Source organism: Rhizobacter sp. OV335 (assembly GCF_900142965.1).
In the GTDB taxonomy this organism is placed as follows: Bacteria; Pseudomonadota; Gammaproteobacteria; order Burkholderiales; family Burkholderiaceae_C; genus Rhizobacter.
Map to the genome: position 1 here is coordinate 1 of NZ_FRCQ01000030.1, position 15,638 is coordinate 15,638.

The following is a 15,638-nucleotide window of genomic DNA, read 5'->3' on the forward strand; positions in this document are numbered from 1 at the left end:
GAAGTGCAGGTACGTCGGCTCATGATGAGAGTATGCGATGAGGTGGGCGCGGGGGGCCTGCCTGCTCAATAGCAGTCACTCGCGACCGGCAGCAAGTGGCCGGGTGGAGGCATTCGATCATGTGGCGGCACACCCGACGAAGCCCTGGTGCCCACGTCGACGAAGGATGGGGGGCGTCATCTTTCCTCCAGATACTGACCCAATCCAATCTGATCTATCGGTGTTTTGTGACGGGCCGCGAGTTCTGCTGGCCCAAGAACTCGACACTTGTTTGCGCTGCCGTCTTGTGAAGGGGCAATGCAGATCGTCAGCGACTTGAGGGTGCCACGTTCTTCAACGGCCACGATCTCCCTGAGGCTGGGACCCATGAAGCAGTTCTCGCCGAATACGGCGCCGCGAATGAGCGTCGTTCGATTTCGATACAGGACTATGTCGACGGTTGGCATTGCTCCGCAACGGCGTTCTGAATAGGGGCCTCGTACGGCTTTGACGACGTAGCGTGCCTTCCGCATCTCGCATTGCACTGGAAATTCCGAAAGGGAGTTTTGGCCTTGGTCACTGTCGGGAATGTATCGAACTGAGAAAACTCCCTCTTCGGGGGAGCAAGTAAAAGCGGCGATGTCCTGAGCCCAAGACGCTTGTCCAAGCAGCAGACTCAGCACCGAACTGGCGAGGTAGTGGCGTTTCATGACGATCAACGTCCTCTCGGGGGAAGGGTTCGGCGGCGTGCCGGCATGACTAGTTGCCCGTCCTCGTGAGCAGACCCTTGTCAAGGATGAGCGGAGAGTCACCTTGCTCACCGGCACTTATTTCTTCTTTCGTCTCCCAGTAGAGCGCATCGTTCTTCAGCGTCGCAACACCCTTGACGACAGCGCCGTTCCGTCCGCTGGTGACGACCAAGTGCGCCACGGTGCCGACCACCCTTCCTTTGCCCGTGCCCTCACCACCCTCGTTGAGGCGACTGCAGCCTGCGGTTGCAAACGTGTGGGAACCCGAGATCCGAGCACCAGATTGCTTGAGAACGAAAGAGGCCATGCCGCATTCGGCGTTCGCTGCTTTCTGTTCGGTCGTACGCAGATCCATCGACCAGATACCTGAGAAATTTGCACCGGCAGCGACCGCAAAGGTAGGGAGCAGAGTCAACGTCGCGGAGAGGAGAACGGTTCGGCAAGGACTCATAGGCTGCTTGTCGTTTGGCACGAGAGGCTCGATCCGGCTTGCCGGGGCCATCAAGGCATTGCGCCACTATCGCACGGCTGCGAAGCAGACTTTCACGAGTGTCGGCAAGTGGCCGGCTACGGCCTTTCGAGTCATGTTGTTGACCCTCTGCGGCTCGGTGGCACGGTTGCAGTTCCTTCATACCCGCCCGCTGCAAGATTGGCGAGGATCGAGAACGCCAAGTGCGCGTAGGTGCGCTAGAAGGCGTTCTGAAAGCATGGCTTTTTCGATTTTCCATGCGCGGCGCTGCTTCTTCGAAAGTAACGGTCATATATCCCTGCGCGAACTCCGCAGGCAAATTGGTCGTTGCACGCGCCGTTGGCCAAGACAACTATGCTCTTCGGCTTGATCTCGACGGTCAGTCGGCAGAGGGCTTCGCCCCGCTCCTGCCTGGCTTGGGAATCCTCGTCCGGCACCAATGAGAAAACCTCACGCCCTCCCTTCTTGAAGGTCTCCAGGTGACCGTTGGCTTGGCACACGTGCCCGTAGTCACCGATCACGAGCAGATCGAATTCATACGTGGTTTCGGAATCCTGTCGAAGTCCAAGGTGATCCACCACCGAGAGGCGCTCATCCGGCGCCGCAGACGCCTCCCCTGCCAGAGTGATGGAGTGCGGTTCGAGGTAGCACCCGTCGATCGGCTTAGAAGTCGCTATGCCGATGGATCCCAGCGTCAGAGTCGATGCGATCAGCAGGGAGAGGAGGTGGCGCATGCGCTTCCTGGTGTGTTGGCGGTCTTGGAAGGCTGCATGGTGCCACTGTCGTCGCACTCCGCAGGTGCGGCTGGAATTTCGTGAAGCCGCACGGGGAACTCACTTGAAGTAGGGCAAAAGATCCTCAAGGTACTTCGTTCTCTCCGCAGTTGTTTCAGCCATGCAGTCACCCAGTTTGGCTGAAACGAAAGAGCCACCCGCGCCTTCATAAGTCGCCTCGAACGCGCAATGTGACTTCTGGAATTTCAGCCAGTCTCGTTGCGCGATCTGCAAGTTCTCTTCTATCGCCACTTCACCGCGCTTACGGAGAGCATTCCGTAGTTGCCTGTACAAGATATTCAACTTGACATCGGCTGCTGCGTGTCGCGCCGCGGCGCAGGCGACTAGCTCTGCTCCGCTTTCCGAAGATTCGCACTTCGGCCCCTTCTCCTCTGCGGATGTGCAGAGGGGCAGTATCAGCAACGCTCCAGTGGCAAGCAACCTCAGGTGACTCATCTACTTCCTCTGACCCTATTGCGGGCTGGCTGGCCGGCGGCGCGCCGCCACGGCGCACTTGCGTCGACATCGTAGCCGCTCATCGCGCAGCTGAAGAGCGGACGTCGCTGAAGGGCAGCTCTTGGCCGATTGTTGCCGATCGGAAGCAAGCTCAGTTCGCTGTTCGGCGAGCAGCCAAACGCCGCGACTCGCGTACCGTGCCACCGCTCCAGGCAGATTCCCTGCAAAGCTGGCAGCGTCGCTGCTCGGCATGCGTTGCATCACCGGTTCGTACGCGGCCGCCAACATATCGCCGATGCGTTTGGCGTCGGCAGCGCTGGCTTGGCGGACATGCATGTTGTCAGGACGCACGTTGCACCTCACAGCGTCATTCGCAAGGTGGGTTGAAGCAGGTCCCACAGGTTGCCGTAGAGATCCTCGAACACTGCAACTGTTCCGTAGGGTTCGACCTTTGGAGGGCGTACGAACGACACACCTTTGGCCCTGTAGCGCGCGTAGTCGCGTTCGAAGTCGTCGGTGTAGAGAAACAGGAAAACCCGCCCGCCAGTCTGATGTCCTATCCGCTCGACCTGCTGAGGATCTGATGCGCGAGCGAGCAGAAGCCGCGACTCCGTGGCGCCAGGCGGGGAAACGACCACCCACCGCTTGTTCTGTTCAGGGACGAACGAGTCCTCGACCAGCAAGAACCCCAGCGTGTCCACGTAGAACGACAAGGCCTCGTCGTAATCTCGAACCACGACAGAAACCAGCCCAAGGGATTGCTTCATCATCGAATCGCCAGTGCACGGTGGGTGGCCGGATGCCGACTCACTCGTCGAAGAATTTCCAGGTGTCCGCCCCGTCGAACTTGCGGACTCGCACGGAAGCGATCAACTGCGGGTCGAAGTTTCCGAGGTGCACGCCATGCCTCGCGCCAGCCTTCACCTCGATCGGCTCCCAGTGCGTGACACAGCCGCAATGTCGACAGCGGATCGTGCGCAGGGTCTTGTCGCCCTGGACATAGGCCTCGGTCGAGCCGGGGTGGCCTTCGATGGTCACCTTCCCGAACTCGAAGTACACCCAGGGGCCGCCGATCCTGCGGCAGAGCGAGCAGTTGCAGTCCGTGGCAACTTCCGGTGTGGATGGCAGCGTGAGCCGGACGGCGCCGCAATGGCAAGAGCCTTGATGCATCGTTGGGACTTCCGTTTGATCTACAGCATGGGAAGCCTACCCGAAAGCAGCCGGACGAGACCGACTGCTGTGCTCCACTTGCGCCATGTCCTTGAAGTACGCTGCCCCCGCCCTCGCCGCCGCGCTGTTGTTCGGCGCCAGCACCCCTCTGGCCAAGGTCCTCGGTGCCGAGTTGCCGCCGATTCTGCTGGCCGGCCTGCTCTACCTTGGCAGTGGGTTGGGTCTCGCCGCGGTCCTGGTGATGCGGCGAGCCGCAGGCCTCGCCGAGGAGGCCAGAGGCGCCACGCTCGCCATTCCCCGCAAGGACATCCCCTGGCTGGCAGGCGCCATCGTCGCCGGTGGCGTGTTCGGGCCAGCGCTGCTGATGGCGGGCCTGGCCACGACGGACGCGGCGCCCGCAGCGCTGCTGCTCAACGTCGAAGGCGTGCTGACGGCGGTCATCGCCTGGCTGGTCTTCAAGGAGAACGCCGATCGGCAGATCGTCCTCGGGATGGCTGCCATCGTCGCAGGCGGCGTGCTCTTGTCGTGGCAGCCCGGGGCAGCACGTCTTTCATCAGGTGCGTTGCTCATCATCGGTGCCTGCCTCTGCTGGGCGATCGACAACAACCTGACGCGCAAGGTCTCGGCCAATGACGCGCTCGTGATGGCCTGCCTGAAGGGCGTGCTCGCGGGAACCGTGAACACCTCGCTGGGCCTCCTCGCCGGCGCCCACCTGCCCCCGCCCGGCCCCCTTGCAGCCACGCTGGTCGTGGGATTGGCGGGCTACGGCCTGAGCCTGGTGCTGTTCGTGGTCGCGCTGCGTTCGTTGGGGACTTCCCGCACCGGGGCCTATTTCTCGGTGGCACCGCTGTTCGGCGTCCTCATCGCCTTCGCGCTGTGGCCGCAAGTGCCGTCGTGGAGCTTCTGGGGCGCCGCTGCGCTGATGGTCGCAGGCGTCTGGCTGCACCTGCGGGAACGGCATGATCATCTGCACACGCACCGGCCCATGGCGCACGTGCATCGCCACACGCACGACGAACACCATCAGCATCACCATGACTTCCCGTGGGACGGGACATCACCGCACGTGCATCCTCATCAACACGCTGCGGTGACCCACCAGCACGCCCACTTTCCCGACATCCATCATCGGCATCCGCACTGACACCACGGAACGGTGCAGCGCCGATGACGCCGTGCTCGGCAACGGCATGCTGTTCCTGAACGCCCTCGGCGCGATCCTCGCGTTCATCCTGGGGGCGGCGAGCTGTCGCTGCGTGAAACCGGTCCTCGCAAAGTGCCTGATCCCCACAGCGCCCAACCCATTGCCCACCAGAGAGTCTGCAAGCGATGTGGCACGCAGCTTCCCGATTTCTGGCCGCATTTGAGTACGGTGAATGCCGCACGACGAAAGAGCGGCCCTCGCCCTGGGGCCGCTCGTGAGATCGTTCTTGAGGTGGTCGGCAAAGTCCTCCTGGAGCTTGGCTTCCTGACTCAGCGGCAAGCTGCGACGCGAAGCCGGTCACGCGGGTGAAGCCAAATTGCTCACTCCGTTCGCTTCAGGCCGCCTTCTGCGGGTGCAGCACGAACGGGCCCACGGTGCCATTCGGCAGCTTCAGCAGATCGTTGGCGACGCACAGGATCGTGCCGACGACGTGATCGCTGCCGGGCACGAAGTAGCCCTTGATGCGATTGACCGAGCCCAACCCGGCGCCGACCAGCTCGATCGATGCCGGCGCCGTTTCACTCGCCGCACGGACATGGCCGTCGACCTTCAGTGCAATCCCGGGACCGAATGTCAACGTTCCCGTGACACGGCCGCCGGCATCGGTCGTCGCGTCGAGCACGCCGGGCGGTGACCACGGTTGCGCGAGTTCGGGCGTGCCGGCGACCTGGCCGTCGACGATGACGATCGGTGCATGGTGGAAGCTGCGATAGGCCCAGCGGCCGTTCAACAATGCGGTGGTCATGATGGATCCTTTCCATGGTTCGAAGTGGACGAAACCTGACGCCTCCAAAGTGCGGCGCCGGGCGACGCGCTGTCAGGCCGGAAACACGTTGAAGTAGAGCTTGTAGGTCGCGCCGAAGCGGCTCATCGGCGGTGTCTCGAAGCGCCAAGGGATGGGCCCGAACTGCATGTGCCCTTCGGGGCGTGTCGCCATCACGATCAACTGCTTGGCCGTGAACACCTGCACGTCGCTGCCGAGTGGCCGGTCGGCATAGCCCAGCGTGCTTTCAACGAAGCCGTTGAGTGCGTCGATGATGTCCTGTTTGAAGAGCTTCAGTGCGACGGTGGCGGCGGGCCCGAGCACCGGTCCGACCACGGGGATCAGCGTGGCCGCCGTGGCCAGCGCCTGGCCGCCTTTCTCGACCGACTCGGCGATGACTTCTCGCGATGCCTTGGTGTCTCCACCGCTGTGTTCCTGCAGGAGGCTGTTGAGGATCAGACCACGCGGCGTGCCGCGGTAGAGTTCGATCACGTCGAAGTAGCCTTCGTTGCTGTCGACGCCATCCTCGCCGGGCTCTTCGCCGTAGATCTTGGTCTGGAAGACTTGCTTCTGCCCGCCCGGCACCGCGACTCCCAGCGTCGCGTACGGCTCGTCGGAATCGCTGCCGCTGTCGACGTCGGTTTCGCCGAAGCAATGCAGCCCGGTGTACTGGACGATCACCTCATTGAGCGCTCTCGCGCCGGTGTCGCCCCACCAGTAGATCGCGCCGTGCTGGAAAAGCGAAACGCGCCCGTCGTCGAAGCCGACTTCATTCGATCTCGGGTAGCCAAGCCAGCCGCGCTCGTAGCCCAGTGCGGCCCACTTGTCGCGGATCGCGCCATGGACCTCGAACGCGCCGGTCGCCGGCGACCAGTAGATCGAGCCGTGCTCGAAGTGGTTGTAGCGGCCTGCGCGGTCAGGCGTCGGAGTCTCGTCCGTGAGCGGGAAGCCGAGCCAACCGTCCGGGCCGCCGAACTGGACGTAGCGGTCACGGATCGCGCCGTGGACTTCTTTCGGCACTGAAGAGAACGCGCCGTACGCGGTCGCGTTCTGGTACTGCTGCTCGAATCCGCCGTGCAGCATCTTCGGCTTGCCGATCTTCTGGCCAAGCCCCGGCCGGGTGGATGCGTACGTGTCGAAGTCCGGCGTGGTGAAGAACGGCGGCCGGTTCGTGACGGTTGTAGACGTGACCATGGTTTCGATTCCTCGTGGTGCGTCGACAGGGACATCCCATCGACACGCCCAGGTTCGGCGATACCACGTGACGTATTGGGTACGGATCGCGAATCGCGCCGCTCAGGAAGCGATCAGTTCCTGATGCAGCGCCTGCGTGTCGGCGGCCGGGCTGACGCCCAGGCGGCTCAGCAGCGCCAAGCGGCAGCGTTGGTAGACGCCAATCGCGTCGGCGCGTCGTCCGGACAGCGCGTAAACCGCCATCAGGCGTCGATAGAAACCCTCGGCCCCGGGCTCGACTTCGATGGCATGCAGGTAGCAATCGACCGCGCCATCGTGGTCGCCTGCGTGCTCGAGCAGTCCTCCGAGGCGCTCGACAAGGCGCACGAAGCGCGCGCGCAGATGGTCGCGATGCGCCACGGCCCAGGCAGCAGATTCGCTCGGCAGGAACACACCGCGGTAGGTCTGCAGCGCCTGCCGAAGCTGCGCGACGTCGACGTTGTCGACCTGGCGCGCAATGCGCTCGAACACAACGCCGTCGACCCAGACGCAGCCGGCATCAAGATGCAATTGACGGTTCTCCAGCTGCACCGCGCGTTCGTGCTGCAGCAGCTTGCGCAGCCGGTGCAAGGTCGTGCGCAAGGCCTGGTCGGCGGCATCGCCCTGGGCATCGGGCCAGAGCGCATCGGTGACGCGATCCTGCGCGACGGCGGCAGTGCCGAACGCGCACAGGCATTGCAGCAGTTCGAGCGGCTTGCGCTGCGCCTTGCCGGAGGCCCGCAGCGGCACGTCGTCCAACGCGACCTCGAAGCGGCCGAGGGTGAGGATGCGCAGCGGCCAGGGCCAAAGCGCAGCGGCACCGGCCGGGTCGGGTGGCGCCAGGCACCGTTCCCGCACCAGGCGGCGTACCGGCTCGATGGCGACTGTCGCGCGCAGGGCGTTGTCGCACATGCGCGCGAGCGCCTGCGGACCGCTCACGTGCCAGCTCGCGCCGTCGCTCATGCTGCCCGACACGAAGGCGGCTGCGAGCCCGTCGGTCACCGGCTCGCCGCGCTGCAGCGCGGCCGCGGCTTCGGCTTCGAGGCACAGCGCTTCCAGTGCCGGGCTGTGCATGTCGCGCGCGATCGCGCTGGCGGCGGCGAGATGCGCGCGGCGCTCGCGATCCTCGCTGTCGGCGTACTCGACCAGTGCGCGTGCGCAGTCGAGATGGCAGTGCGCAACCATCACCGGCACGCCCGACGCAAGCGCAAGTGCCAGGCCGGAGCGCCCGTGGGCGAGCGCCTGGGCCCAGTCGCCGCGCTGTGCCGCGACGTTGGCCCGCAGATGGCGCAAGAATGCGCCGTCGACATGGGCGCTGTCGCGCACTGTCGCAGCCATCAGCGCAAGCCAGGGTTCTGCTTCGGCCAGGTCGCCCGTGATCACGCTGCAGCGGGCCATCTGCGCCGCGAGCAAGTGGTCGAAGGCGTGCAGCGCGGCGTCCTCGGCCACCGCCAGGCCGTGGTCTATCGCGGCACGGCAGGCCGCGCTCGCGCCGCGCACCGAGTGATAGAAGCCTGTCGCACAGCACCACAGGATGCGTGCGACCGGCGGTGTCGTCGCATCGATCCACGGCGCGATGCGATCGATGATCGCCTGGGCATCCGCACTGCGGCCGCGCCACAGCAGGAAGATGATCGTGTAGCCGCCGAGCAGCACCGAGAGTTCGGGCTGGCCGCGATCGAGCAACGCCAGAGCACGTTCGGCCCAAGCCGGCAGCAACGGGTGCTGCGGTCGGCGATGCATCAGCGTACCCATCGCGGCGCAGGTGCGCAGCTCGACCGCGCGCGACGGGTAGTCGGGATGGCGCTCGCGCAAGCGCTCGAACTCGTCGATCCAGCCATCGGCAGGATGGAAGTCGCGCCATTCGTAGAAGAAGGTCTCCATCGCGCCGGCCCATGCGGTGTACATCCCGGTCACGTCATCGCCGCGTTCGAAGCCGCGGTAGGCGCACTCGAACAGCGAACGCGCGCGGGCGGGGTCGAACGGAAGCCAGGCCATGGCTTCCCAGTGATGCAGCCAGGGCAGGCGTGCCCGGGTGCCGATGGGCAGCGCTGCCACCCAGTCCTGAAGGGTGCGGTGGCGGCCGGCGGCGAGCAGGCGTTCGGCTTCGCGCAGCACCAGCGCTGCGAGACCGTCGCAGTCTGCGGCGCTGCGGTACAGCGCTGCGGCGGCCTCGGGCTGTTCGGACTCGACCAGCAGGCCGGCCGCGCGGCGTTGCAGATCGCGCCAATCGTCTTGCGCGATCTGCGTCACGGCGCGTTCGAGCAGGAAGGTGCGAAACAGCGCGTGATACTCATAGAGCACCTGGCCCGTTCCGGCGCCGTCGTGTTCCCTGCAGAAGCAATTGCGCCGCTGCAGGTCGGCAAGCGCGGCGCCGACATCGGGATGCGCCGTCAACCGCGTTGCCGCGGCGGCACTGATCGTCGGCAGCAACGCGGTACAGAGCAGCGCCGTTTGCAACGACGAGTCGAAGCGCTCGAAAAGTTCGCTGGCGAAGTAGTCGAACAGCAGCTGGCGTGACGTCCCCTTGGCGCTCGCTGGCCCATCGCCGCGCTGCGCCAACAGCAGTGTGAAGCCGGCGACCCAACCCTCGCTCTCGCGCAGCAGCGCCTCAGCCAGCCCTGGCGGTGATGCGCCGGCGGCCGGGGCATGCGCGGCAACCAGCGCCGCGGCCTCGTCGGCGAGCAGGTTCAGCTGCGCGCCGCCGAGCAGCACCAGCGCCTGGTTCAAGCGCAGCCTGGCAAAAGCGGCCGGCGGCTCGCTGCGGCTGAGCACGATCACGCGCAAGGCAGGCGCCAGCAGGCAAGCGATGTCGCGGACGATCTCGTGCACCGCACTGGCCGCAGGCAGCTGCTCATAGTTGTCGAAGACGATGACGCTACCGGGCGCCAGCGCGTCAGCGATGGCTTCGGCACAACGCCGCGTGTAGCGCGCGAGCGTTGGCAACTGCGCCGGCAGCAGCGCCGGCAGGGCCACGCGATCCGCGTTGCCTACGTTGGCCAATGCGCGGCCGAGATAGTGGAAGAAGGTCGCCGAGTCCGCGTCGTCAGCGCCAAGCTCGAACCAGATCACGGACTGATCGCGTCGAGCAAGGTAGCTGGCCGCGAGCGTGGTCTTGCCGGCGCCCGGCGCCGCGCAGATCCAGCTGATCGTCGCAGAGTGCATTGCATCGAGCTGGTCGAACAGCCGCGGTCGCGGCAGCGCACGCTCGGCGCGCGGCGCGCAGATCTTCGACGGCACGAGCTTCGGCTGCTGCAGGCGCGTCATCGCCGGCGACCTCGCTACTTGCTCATCAGACCAGCGACGTCGACTGATTGTTGTCGCAGCTCTCTCGCCAACTGGGCAATATCTGAAAATGATTGCATGTCCCGGACCGCTCGCTCGCGCCGGTAGTACGCTTCATTTGCAGTGATGTGCTTGCTGTTCTCCGCGATAGCATCGTCCTGGATGTTTCTCTTCAAGGCCTCGAAGTCGAAACGGCGTGTGCCGTCAGGTTGTCGAATCGTCGGCACGCCGATCGCTTCGAGCCTACTTGGCTGCGACGCAAGGACAAGGGCGAAGGCTACAGGCGTGCGCATAGACGTCCTCCGTTTCCACCAGGAGATGGTCCCAGGTCGAGCGTTGCGGCGCATCCTCTCAACTGGGGAGAAAGCCGGCCATGCAATAAACAGAACTGGCTTGTGGGCACTGAGCATTCTTGATGCGTGAACGCCGTGGGCTACCCTGGATGGGCGCTCAAATTTGCGTCACCTGATGCGCAAGGATGATTCACGCAGCGACAGTTCGCGCACGAGCGGTGGAACCGACAACGCCAGGAGCAGCAAGGCCAGTGGCACGACGCAGATGAAGCCGACGTGCTGGAAGCCCAGGGCGCCCACCGCGCCGCCCGACAGGAACATCAGGATGAGGCCGGCCGAGCGTTGCATTCGCGCCTGTTCATGCCGAACCATGGCGGTCGCAGGCGTGTTGCGCGCGTTCCAGTACACCAGCTTGCCCAGCTCCATCCCGAAATCCGTGATGTTGCCGGTCATGTGGGTGGTGCGGATGCTGCCGCCCGACGTCTTCGAGCCCACGGCGTTCTGCAGCCCCATGATGAAGGACAGCAGCAGCACCGTCAGCGGCACGGCAAACGGCGTCGTCCAGGTGAGCGTGATGGCACCCATCAGGCCGAACGGAAACATGAGGGCCGCCTCCAGCAGCAGCGGTGGCGCATAGATGCTGCGAAGCCGGCTCTGGCGTGCCCAGTTGACGAGCACCGCGCAGACGGCCGCCCCCAGGATGAACGCGAGGATCGCACCGAGGGCGTTCAGGAACAGCATGCCGTTGCCGAGCACGGCACCATCGGCCAACTGCGACGCGAAGCCGGTCATGTGCGAGGTGTAGGTGTGCAGGACCAGGAACCCCCCGGCGTTCACGGCGCCGGCATTGAAGGCCAGCAGCAACCCGAGGGTCCGGTTCGTCGAGTGCGAGCGGTGACGGTAGGTGATGAAGTGAAGTCGGCGCATGAGGACGATGTCGCCTGAATCCTCGGCAAAGTCAATTCTTTCCTGATTCCTTTGGGTCACCGGCCCGAATGCATCACGCCGGCGACGGCGGCGATCAATGCAGGCGGCTCGACGGGCTTGCTGATGTGCGCCGAGTACCCGACCTCCAGCGCCCTGGCCTTGTCTTCAGGACGCGCAAAGGCCGTCAGTGCGATGGCGGGAATGGGGTTGCCGGTGTCGCGAATGCGCTTCATGAACTCGTAGCCGTCGATCTCGGGCATTCCGATGTCGCTGACGATCAGGTCGAACAGCGCGTCCCGGAGCGCCAGCAGTGCCCGCGCCGCGGAATCGACGGCGACGACCTCGCCCCCCTCGTCCAGGAGGAGCTGGCGGACCATCTCCCTGCCGTCGGGGTCGTCTTCCACGAGGAGAATCCTGAGGTTCAGGATGCGCTTGGGGACGGCCGGTGGATCGTGTTCGGCGTCGTTCGCCGCTTCACGCGTCGGCTGCGCCGTGTCGATGGGCGGAAGCCGCACGGTGAACGTCGCACCCTCGCCGATACCGTCGCTCAGGGCCGCGATCGAGCCGCCGTGCAGTTCGACCAGCCGGCTGACGATGGCCAGGCCCAAGCCCAATCCTCCCTGCGATCGCGTCGTCGACCCATCCGCCTGTCGGAATCGTTCGAAGACGTGCGGCAGAAAGTCGGCAGAGATTCCGACGCCGTTGTCGACGACCTGGACCACCAGCGTCTCCCCCTCCTCGGCGGCTTCGACCCGCACCACGCCGCCGTCCGGTGTGAACTTGAGCGCGTTCACGATCAGGTTCCGGAAGACCTGCAGAAGTCGCTGCGGGTCGCCGGTGATCGGCGCCAGCGCCGGATCGAGCACGGTGACGAGTTCGATCCCCTTGGACTGGGCGCTCGGAAGCAGCGACGACACGACCTGCTCGATCAACTGCGATGGCACGACGGTCTGCAATTCGAGGCTGACCTTGCCCGCGACGATGCGGCTCATGTCGAGCAGGTCCTCGATGAGCCGTGCCTGCGAATTCGCGTTGCGCTGGATGGTGTCGATGCCGCGCGCCAACTCGCCGAGCTCGGCGCGACGCCGTTGAAGCACATAAGTCCATCCGAGGATCGCGCTCAGCGGTGTCCTCAACTCGTGCGACAGGGTCGCGAGGAAATCATCCGTTGCACGATTGGCCGCCTCGGCTTCGGCACGCGCGCGACGTTCCGCCTCGAAGAGCCGCTGGTTTTCGAGGGCCACGGCCTCGAACTGCTCCAGCTGGCGCCGAGCGTCGTACTGCCTTCGGCGAGATCTGATCGCCGAATTGGCGGCGCTGACGAGCGTGTCGGCGTTCAGGGGCCGTTCGAGAAGCACCTCGTTTCCCAGTCGGGCCAGCGCGGCCGCGGCGTTGACGGACCGTCGCGCCGGCTGCCGGGTCGCCAGCACCACGAACGGAAAGTCCGACCACGGCGGCTGGCTCTCGATCCAGTGCTGAAGCGACAAAGCCCCCTCTTCGTTCAACGACTCCTCGGTGAGGATGGCTGCGGTCGTCTCGTCGCAGAGCCCGGCCGTCAGCTCGGCCAGGTTCGCACACACCTCGACGGCGATGTCGAGCCCCGACAGCACGTGCTCGATCACCACCGCATCCCGCCCCCTGGGAGCGAGCACGAGGACCCGTCGGCGGTTGCTGCCGTCGCGCTGCACGCTCAGCCTTGCGGATCGGCCAGCAGCGGCGTCGATCCGGTGTACGCGACCGCGCCCGCCAGAATGCCTTCGAAGTCCCTGAGCTCGTCGCCGACCTGGATGCCGGAGGGCGACCCGAGACGAAGCTCGCGGATCGACCGTTCATTCTGAGTGGTGCGGCTCTTCAGGACCGCGAGCGCGGTGCGAACCTCGCTCTGCGCCTCGAAGAACCGATAGAGAAGGATCGCGTCGCTGAGGTAGCTGAGATCGATGTCCGAGTGCACGTCCCCGACCAGCCCATGCTGGCCCACGATCAGCAGCGTCAGAACACCTTGTTGATTCAGGAAGGTCAGCAGCTCGTGCATGTGGAGCATCAGGAAGCTCTGCCCCGGCATCGCATGCACGTAGGCGTTCAGGCTGTCGATGCCGACGAAGGTCGCGCCCCGCTTCGAGACGCCGCCGACGACCCGCGACGCGAATTCGCCCGGCGACAGCGAGGCGGGATCGATCTGGTGGATCACGAGCCGGCCGGACTCGATGTGCTCGTCGAGCGCCATGCCGAGGTTCCTGCTGCGGGTCAGCAGCGTCGCGACGCCTTCATCGAACAGGTAGTAGTCGGCGTTCTGCCCGCGCTCGAGCGCCGACAGCATGCATCGCACGGCGGTGGTGGTCTTGCCGGCGCCCGAGGGCCCCAGCAGCAGCATGTTGGTGCCGACCGCCAGGCCGCCGCCGAGCATCGCGTCCAGCTGGTCCGAGCCGGTCGTGGCCAGCGGCGCGTCGAACGGGGTGTGGTGCTCGGCAGCGATCAGCCGGGGGAACACCTCGACGACGCCGGTGTCGAGCATGAAGTCGTGCCAGCCGCCGTGGAACTTCGTGCCGCGCATCTTGACGACGCGCAGCGCCCTGCGCTCGGCGCCGAACTCACGCGCTTCCTGTTCGAGGCTGATCACGCCGTGGGCGATGCTGTGCAGTTGCAGGTCGGTGGGCTCGGAGGTCTTGTCGTCCAGCAGCAGGACCGTGCAGTCGCGGTCCGAGAAGAAGTGCTTGAGCGCGAGGATCTGTCGGCGGTAGCGCAGCGGATCCTGGGCCAGCAGGCGCATCTCGGACAGGCTGTCGAAGACCACCCGGCGCGGGTCGAGCCGCTCGACCTCCTGTGTCATCGCCTTGACGGTTTCGCCGAGCTCGATTTCAGACGGATGCAGGATGGTCTGGGCTTCTTCGGCCATCAGGCCGATGTCGTTTCCCAGTTCCTGGATCTCGATGCCGTCGAGCGTCCAGCCGTGGGAGGCGACGACTGCACGCAACTCCTTGGCCGTCTCCGACAGCGTGATGTAGAGGCCGGTCTCGCCCGCCGCCACGCCGGCCATCAGGTACTTCAATCCGAAGGTGGTCTTGCCCGTGCCGGGCGTGCCTTCGAGCAGGTACATCCTCGACGGGGTCAGGCCGCCGCCCAGTATCGAATCCAGTCCCGGGACGCCTGTCGAAGTGCGAACTGGCCCGGCCTCGCTGGTGTCGGTCATGCCATCTTCCTTCAGTGTGGTGCTGTGGGTGGGCAAAGCGCCCACCATTCCTGCCTCGCCCTTTGGTGAAGACAGTATTCACGGCGTTCCACTGAGGAGTCGTCGGCGAAGCGCGGATGACCCTGTAGGAAAACTCCACCTTGGCAGGAAATCAGCCTGGCGACAATTCGCGCACGAGCGGTGGAACCGACAGCGCAAGGAGCAGCAACGCCAGCGGCACCACGCAGATGAAGCCCACGTGCTTGAAGCCCAGCGCGCCCGCCGCGCCGCCCACCAGAAACATCAGGATGAGGCCGGCCGAGCGTTGCATTCGCGCCTGTTCATGCCGAACCATGGCGGTCGCAGGCGTGTTGCGCGCGTTCCAGTACGCCAGCTTGCCCAGTTCCATCCCGAAATCCGTGATGTTGCCGGTCATGTGGGTGGTGCGGATGCTGCCGCCCGAGGTCTTGGAGCCCACGGCGTTCTGCAAGCCCATGATGAAGGACAGCAACAGCACCGTCAGCGGCACGGCAAACGGCGTCGTCCAGGTCAGGGTGATGGCACCCATCAGGCCGAAGGGAAACATCAGGGCCGCCTCGAGCAGCAGCGGTGGTGCATAGATGCTGCGCAGCCGTCTCTGACGTGCCCAGTTGACGAGCACCGCGCAGACGGCCGCTCCCAGGATGAACGCGAGGATCGCGCCGAGGGCGTTCAGGAACAGCATGCCGTTGCCGAGCACGGCGCCATCGGCAAGCTGCGACGCGAAGCCGGTCATGTGCGAGGTGTAGGTGTGCAGGACCAGGAAGCCCCCGGCGTTCACGGCGCCCGCATTGAAGGCCAGCAGCAGCCCGAGGGTCCGGTTCGTCGAGTGCGAGCGGTGACGGTAGGTGATGAACTGAAGTCGGCGCATGTGCACGATGTCGCCTGAATCCTCGGCAAAGTCAACTTTTACCTCTGATCAAGTGCCGTCGCCGCCGCGTCGGCGGGGCGCGACTTTCAAGTTCGGCTGGGTGCCGCCGAGTCGCGCGAGGCACTTGGCGCTCTCGCGTTCGATGAGCGCTTTCAATCCTTCGCGCACCGTGGCCGATGCGTCCCGTGACCCGGTGAGCCTGGTGGCCTTGGCCAGCAGGTCGTCATCGATGTTGATGGTGGTCAGCATGCTTGTCTCGATTCGGACAGAGTGGAACGCTCA

At 65.2% G+C, this 15,638-nt stretch carries 17 protein-coding genes; 2 read left to right on the forward strand and 15 right to left on the reverse strand.

Annotated elements, in window-relative coordinates:
* Window positions 1-176: 176 nt before the first annotated feature.
* From BUE42_RS32595 to BUE42_RS25220, 6 genes are all read right to left on the reverse strand, one after another.
* Window positions 177-689, reverse strand: coding sequence for a hypothetical protein (locus BUE42_RS32595; RefSeq protein ID WP_143171751.1), 513 nt, complete (start codon window positions 687-689; stop codon window positions 177-179).
* A 49-nt stretch (window positions 690-738) separates the two neighbouring features.
* Window positions 739-1,083, reverse strand: coding sequence for a hypothetical protein (locus BUE42_RS32600; protein ID WP_143171752.1), 345 nt, complete (start codon window positions 1,081-1,083; stop codon window positions 739-741).
* A gap of 332 nt (window positions 1,084-1,415) precedes the next feature.
* The gene (locus BUE42_RS25205; protein ID WP_073468051.1) at window positions 1,416-1,931 is read right to left on the reverse strand and encodes a hypothetical protein; all 516 of its coding nucleotides are present in this window, start codon (window positions 1,929-1,931) and stop codon (window positions 1,416-1,418) included.
* 99 nt (window positions 1,932-2,030) lie between these two features.
* Window positions 2,031-2,426, reverse strand: a complete 396-nt coding sequence (locus BUE42_RS25210; protein WP_083614558.1) for a lysozyme inhibitor LprI family protein — start codon at window positions 2,424-2,426, stop codon at window positions 2,031-2,033.
* Between the two features lie 359 nt (window positions 2,427-2,785).
* Window positions 2,786-3,196 (reverse strand): VOC family protein, encoded by a 411-nt coding sequence (locus tag BUE42_RS25215; protein ID WP_235002596.1) that lies wholly within the window; start codon window positions 3,194-3,196, stop codon window positions 2,786-2,788.
* A gap of 37 nt (window positions 3,197-3,233) precedes the next feature.
* Window positions 3,234-3,596 carry a GFA family protein gene (locus BUE42_RS25220; protein WP_073468054.1) on the reverse strand — a complete coding sequence of 121 codons (363 nt, stop codon included), beginning with the start codon at window positions 3,594-3,596 and terminating at the stop codon, window positions 3,234-3,236.
* 85 nt (window positions 3,597-3,681) lie between these two features.
* Between BUE42_RS25220 and BUE42_RS25225 the strand changes: the two genes are divergently transcribed.
* Together BUE42_RS25225 and BUE42_RS33925 are read left to right on the forward strand one after the other, a co-directional pair.
* Entirely contained in the window at window positions 3,682-4,740 is a 1,059-nt protein-coding gene (locus BUE42_RS25225) for a DMT family transporter (RefSeq protein WP_073468055.1), read from the forward strand.
* Between the two features lie 31 nt (window positions 4,741-4,771).
* Window positions 4,772-4,963 (forward strand): hypothetical protein, encoded by a 192-nt coding sequence (locus BUE42_RS33925; protein ID WP_235002598.1) that lies wholly within the window; start codon window positions 4,772-4,774, stop codon window positions 4,961-4,963.
* Between the two features lie 171 nt (window positions 4,964-5,134).
* On the opposite strand, the gene BUE42_RS25230 is transcribed toward BUE42_RS33925, so the two are convergent.
* The 9 genes from BUE42_RS25230 to BUE42_RS25270 form a co-directional block, all read right to left on the reverse strand.
* Window positions 5,135-5,545 carry a hypothetical protein gene (locus BUE42_RS25230; RefSeq protein ID WP_073468056.1) on the reverse strand — a complete coding sequence of 137 codons (411 nt, stop codon included), beginning with the start codon at window positions 5,543-5,545 and terminating at the stop codon, window positions 5,135-5,137.
* Between the two features lie 72 nt (window positions 5,546-5,617).
* Window positions 5,618-6,646, reverse strand: coding sequence for an LGFP repeat-containing protein (locus BUE42_RS25235; protein WP_200799024.1), 1,029 nt, complete (start codon window positions 6,644-6,646; stop codon window positions 5,618-5,620).
* A gap of 213 nt (window positions 6,647-6,859) precedes the next feature.
* On the reverse strand, window positions 6,860-10,042 hold the full coding sequence (locus tag BUE42_RS25240; RefSeq protein ID WP_073468058.1) for a BTAD domain-containing putative transcriptional regulator: 3,183 nt from the start codon (window positions 10,040-10,042) through the stop codon (window positions 6,860-6,862).
* Between the two features lie 14 nt (window positions 10,043-10,056).
* The gene (locus BUE42_RS25245) at window positions 10,057-10,353 is read right to left on the reverse strand and encodes a hypothetical protein (protein ID WP_073468059.1); all 297 of its coding nucleotides are present in this window, start codon (window positions 10,351-10,353) and stop codon (window positions 10,057-10,059) included.
* Between the two features lie 168 nt (window positions 10,354-10,521).
* Window positions 10,522-11,280, reverse strand: coding sequence for a YoaK family protein (locus tag BUE42_RS25250; protein ID WP_073468060.1), 759 nt, complete (start codon window positions 11,278-11,280; stop codon window positions 10,522-10,524).
* Window positions 11,281-11,336: 56 nt separating this feature from the next.
* Entirely contained in the window at window positions 11,337-12,968 is a 1,632-nt protein-coding gene (locus tag BUE42_RS25255) for a hybrid sensor histidine kinase/response regulator (protein ID WP_073468061.1), read from the reverse strand.
* A 2-nt stretch (window positions 12,969-12,970) separates the two neighbouring features.
* On the reverse strand, window positions 12,971-14,467 hold the full coding sequence (locus BUE42_RS25260; protein WP_073468114.1) for an ATPase domain-containing protein: 1,497 nt from the start codon (window positions 14,465-14,467) through the stop codon (window positions 12,971-12,973).
* Window positions 14,468-14,618: 151 nt separating this feature from the next.
* Window positions 14,619-15,356, reverse strand: a complete 738-nt coding sequence (locus tag BUE42_RS25265) for a YoaK family protein (RefSeq protein WP_073468062.1) — start codon at window positions 15,354-15,356, stop codon at window positions 14,619-14,621.
* Between the two features lie 48 nt (window positions 15,357-15,404).
* A complete protein-coding gene (locus BUE42_RS25270) occupies window positions 15,405-15,605 on the reverse strand; it encodes a type II toxin-antitoxin system VapB family antitoxin (protein ID WP_073468063.1) in 201 nt (66 codons plus the stop codon).
* Window positions 15,606-15,638: the final 33 nt, after the last annotated feature.

Coding starts and splice junctions, on each gene's coding strand:
- BUE42_RS32595 (WP_143171751.1), bottom strand. CDS start 689: ATGAAACGCCACTACCTCGCCAGTTCGGTGCTGAGTCTGCTGCTTGGA.
- BUE42_RS32600 (WP_143171752.1), bottom strand. CDS start 1,083: ATGGATCTGCGTACGACCGAACAGAAAGCAGCGAACGCCGAATGCGGC.
- BUE42_RS25205 (WP_073468051.1), bottom strand. CDS start 1,931: ATGCGCCACCTCCTCTCCCTGCTGATCGCATCGACTCTGACGCTGGGA.
- BUE42_RS25210 (WP_083614558.1), bottom strand. CDS start 2,426: ATGAGTCACCTGAGGTTGCTTGCCACTGGAGCGTTGCTGATACTGCCC.
- BUE42_RS25215 (WP_235002596.1), bottom strand. CDS start 3,196: ATGATGAAGCAATCCCTTGGGCTGGTTTCTGTCGTGGTTCGAGATTAC.
- BUE42_RS25220 (WP_073468054.1), bottom strand. CDS start 3,596: ATGCATCAAGGCTCTTGCCATTGCGGCGCCGTCCGGCTCACGCTGCCA.
- BUE42_RS25225 (WP_073468055.1), top strand. CDS start 3,682: ATGTCCTTGAAGTACGCTGCCCCCGCCCTCGCCGCCGCGCTGTTGTTC.
- BUE42_RS25230 (WP_073468056.1), bottom strand. CDS start 5,545: ATGACCACCGCATTGTTGAACGGCCGCTGGGCCTATCGCAGCTTCCAC.
- BUE42_RS25235 (WP_200799024.1), bottom strand. CDS start 6,646: ATGCTGCACGGCGGATTCGAGCAGCAGTACCAGAACGCGACCGCGTAC.
- BUE42_RS25240 (WP_073468058.1), bottom strand. CDS start 10,042: ATGACGCGCCTGCAGCAGCCGAAGCTCGTGCCGTCGAAGATCTGCGCG.
- BUE42_RS25245 (WP_073468059.1), bottom strand. CDS start 10,353: ATGCGCACGCCTGTAGCCTTCGCCCTTGTCCTTGCGTCGCAGCCAAGT.
- BUE42_RS25250 (WP_073468060.1), bottom strand. CDS start 11,280: ATGCGCCGACTTCACTTCATCACCTACCGTCACCGCTCGCACTCGACG.
- BUE42_RS25260 (WP_073468114.1), bottom strand. CDS start 14,467: ATGACCGACACCAGCGAGGCCGGGCCAGTTCGCACTTCGACAGGCGTC.
- BUE42_RS25265 (WP_073468062.1), bottom strand. CDS start 15,356: ATGCGCCGACTTCAGTTCATCACCTACCGTCACCGCTCGCACTCGACG.
- BUE42_RS25270 (WP_073468063.1), bottom strand. CDS start 15,605: ATGCTGACCACCATCAACATCGATGACGACCTGCTGGCCAAGGCCACC.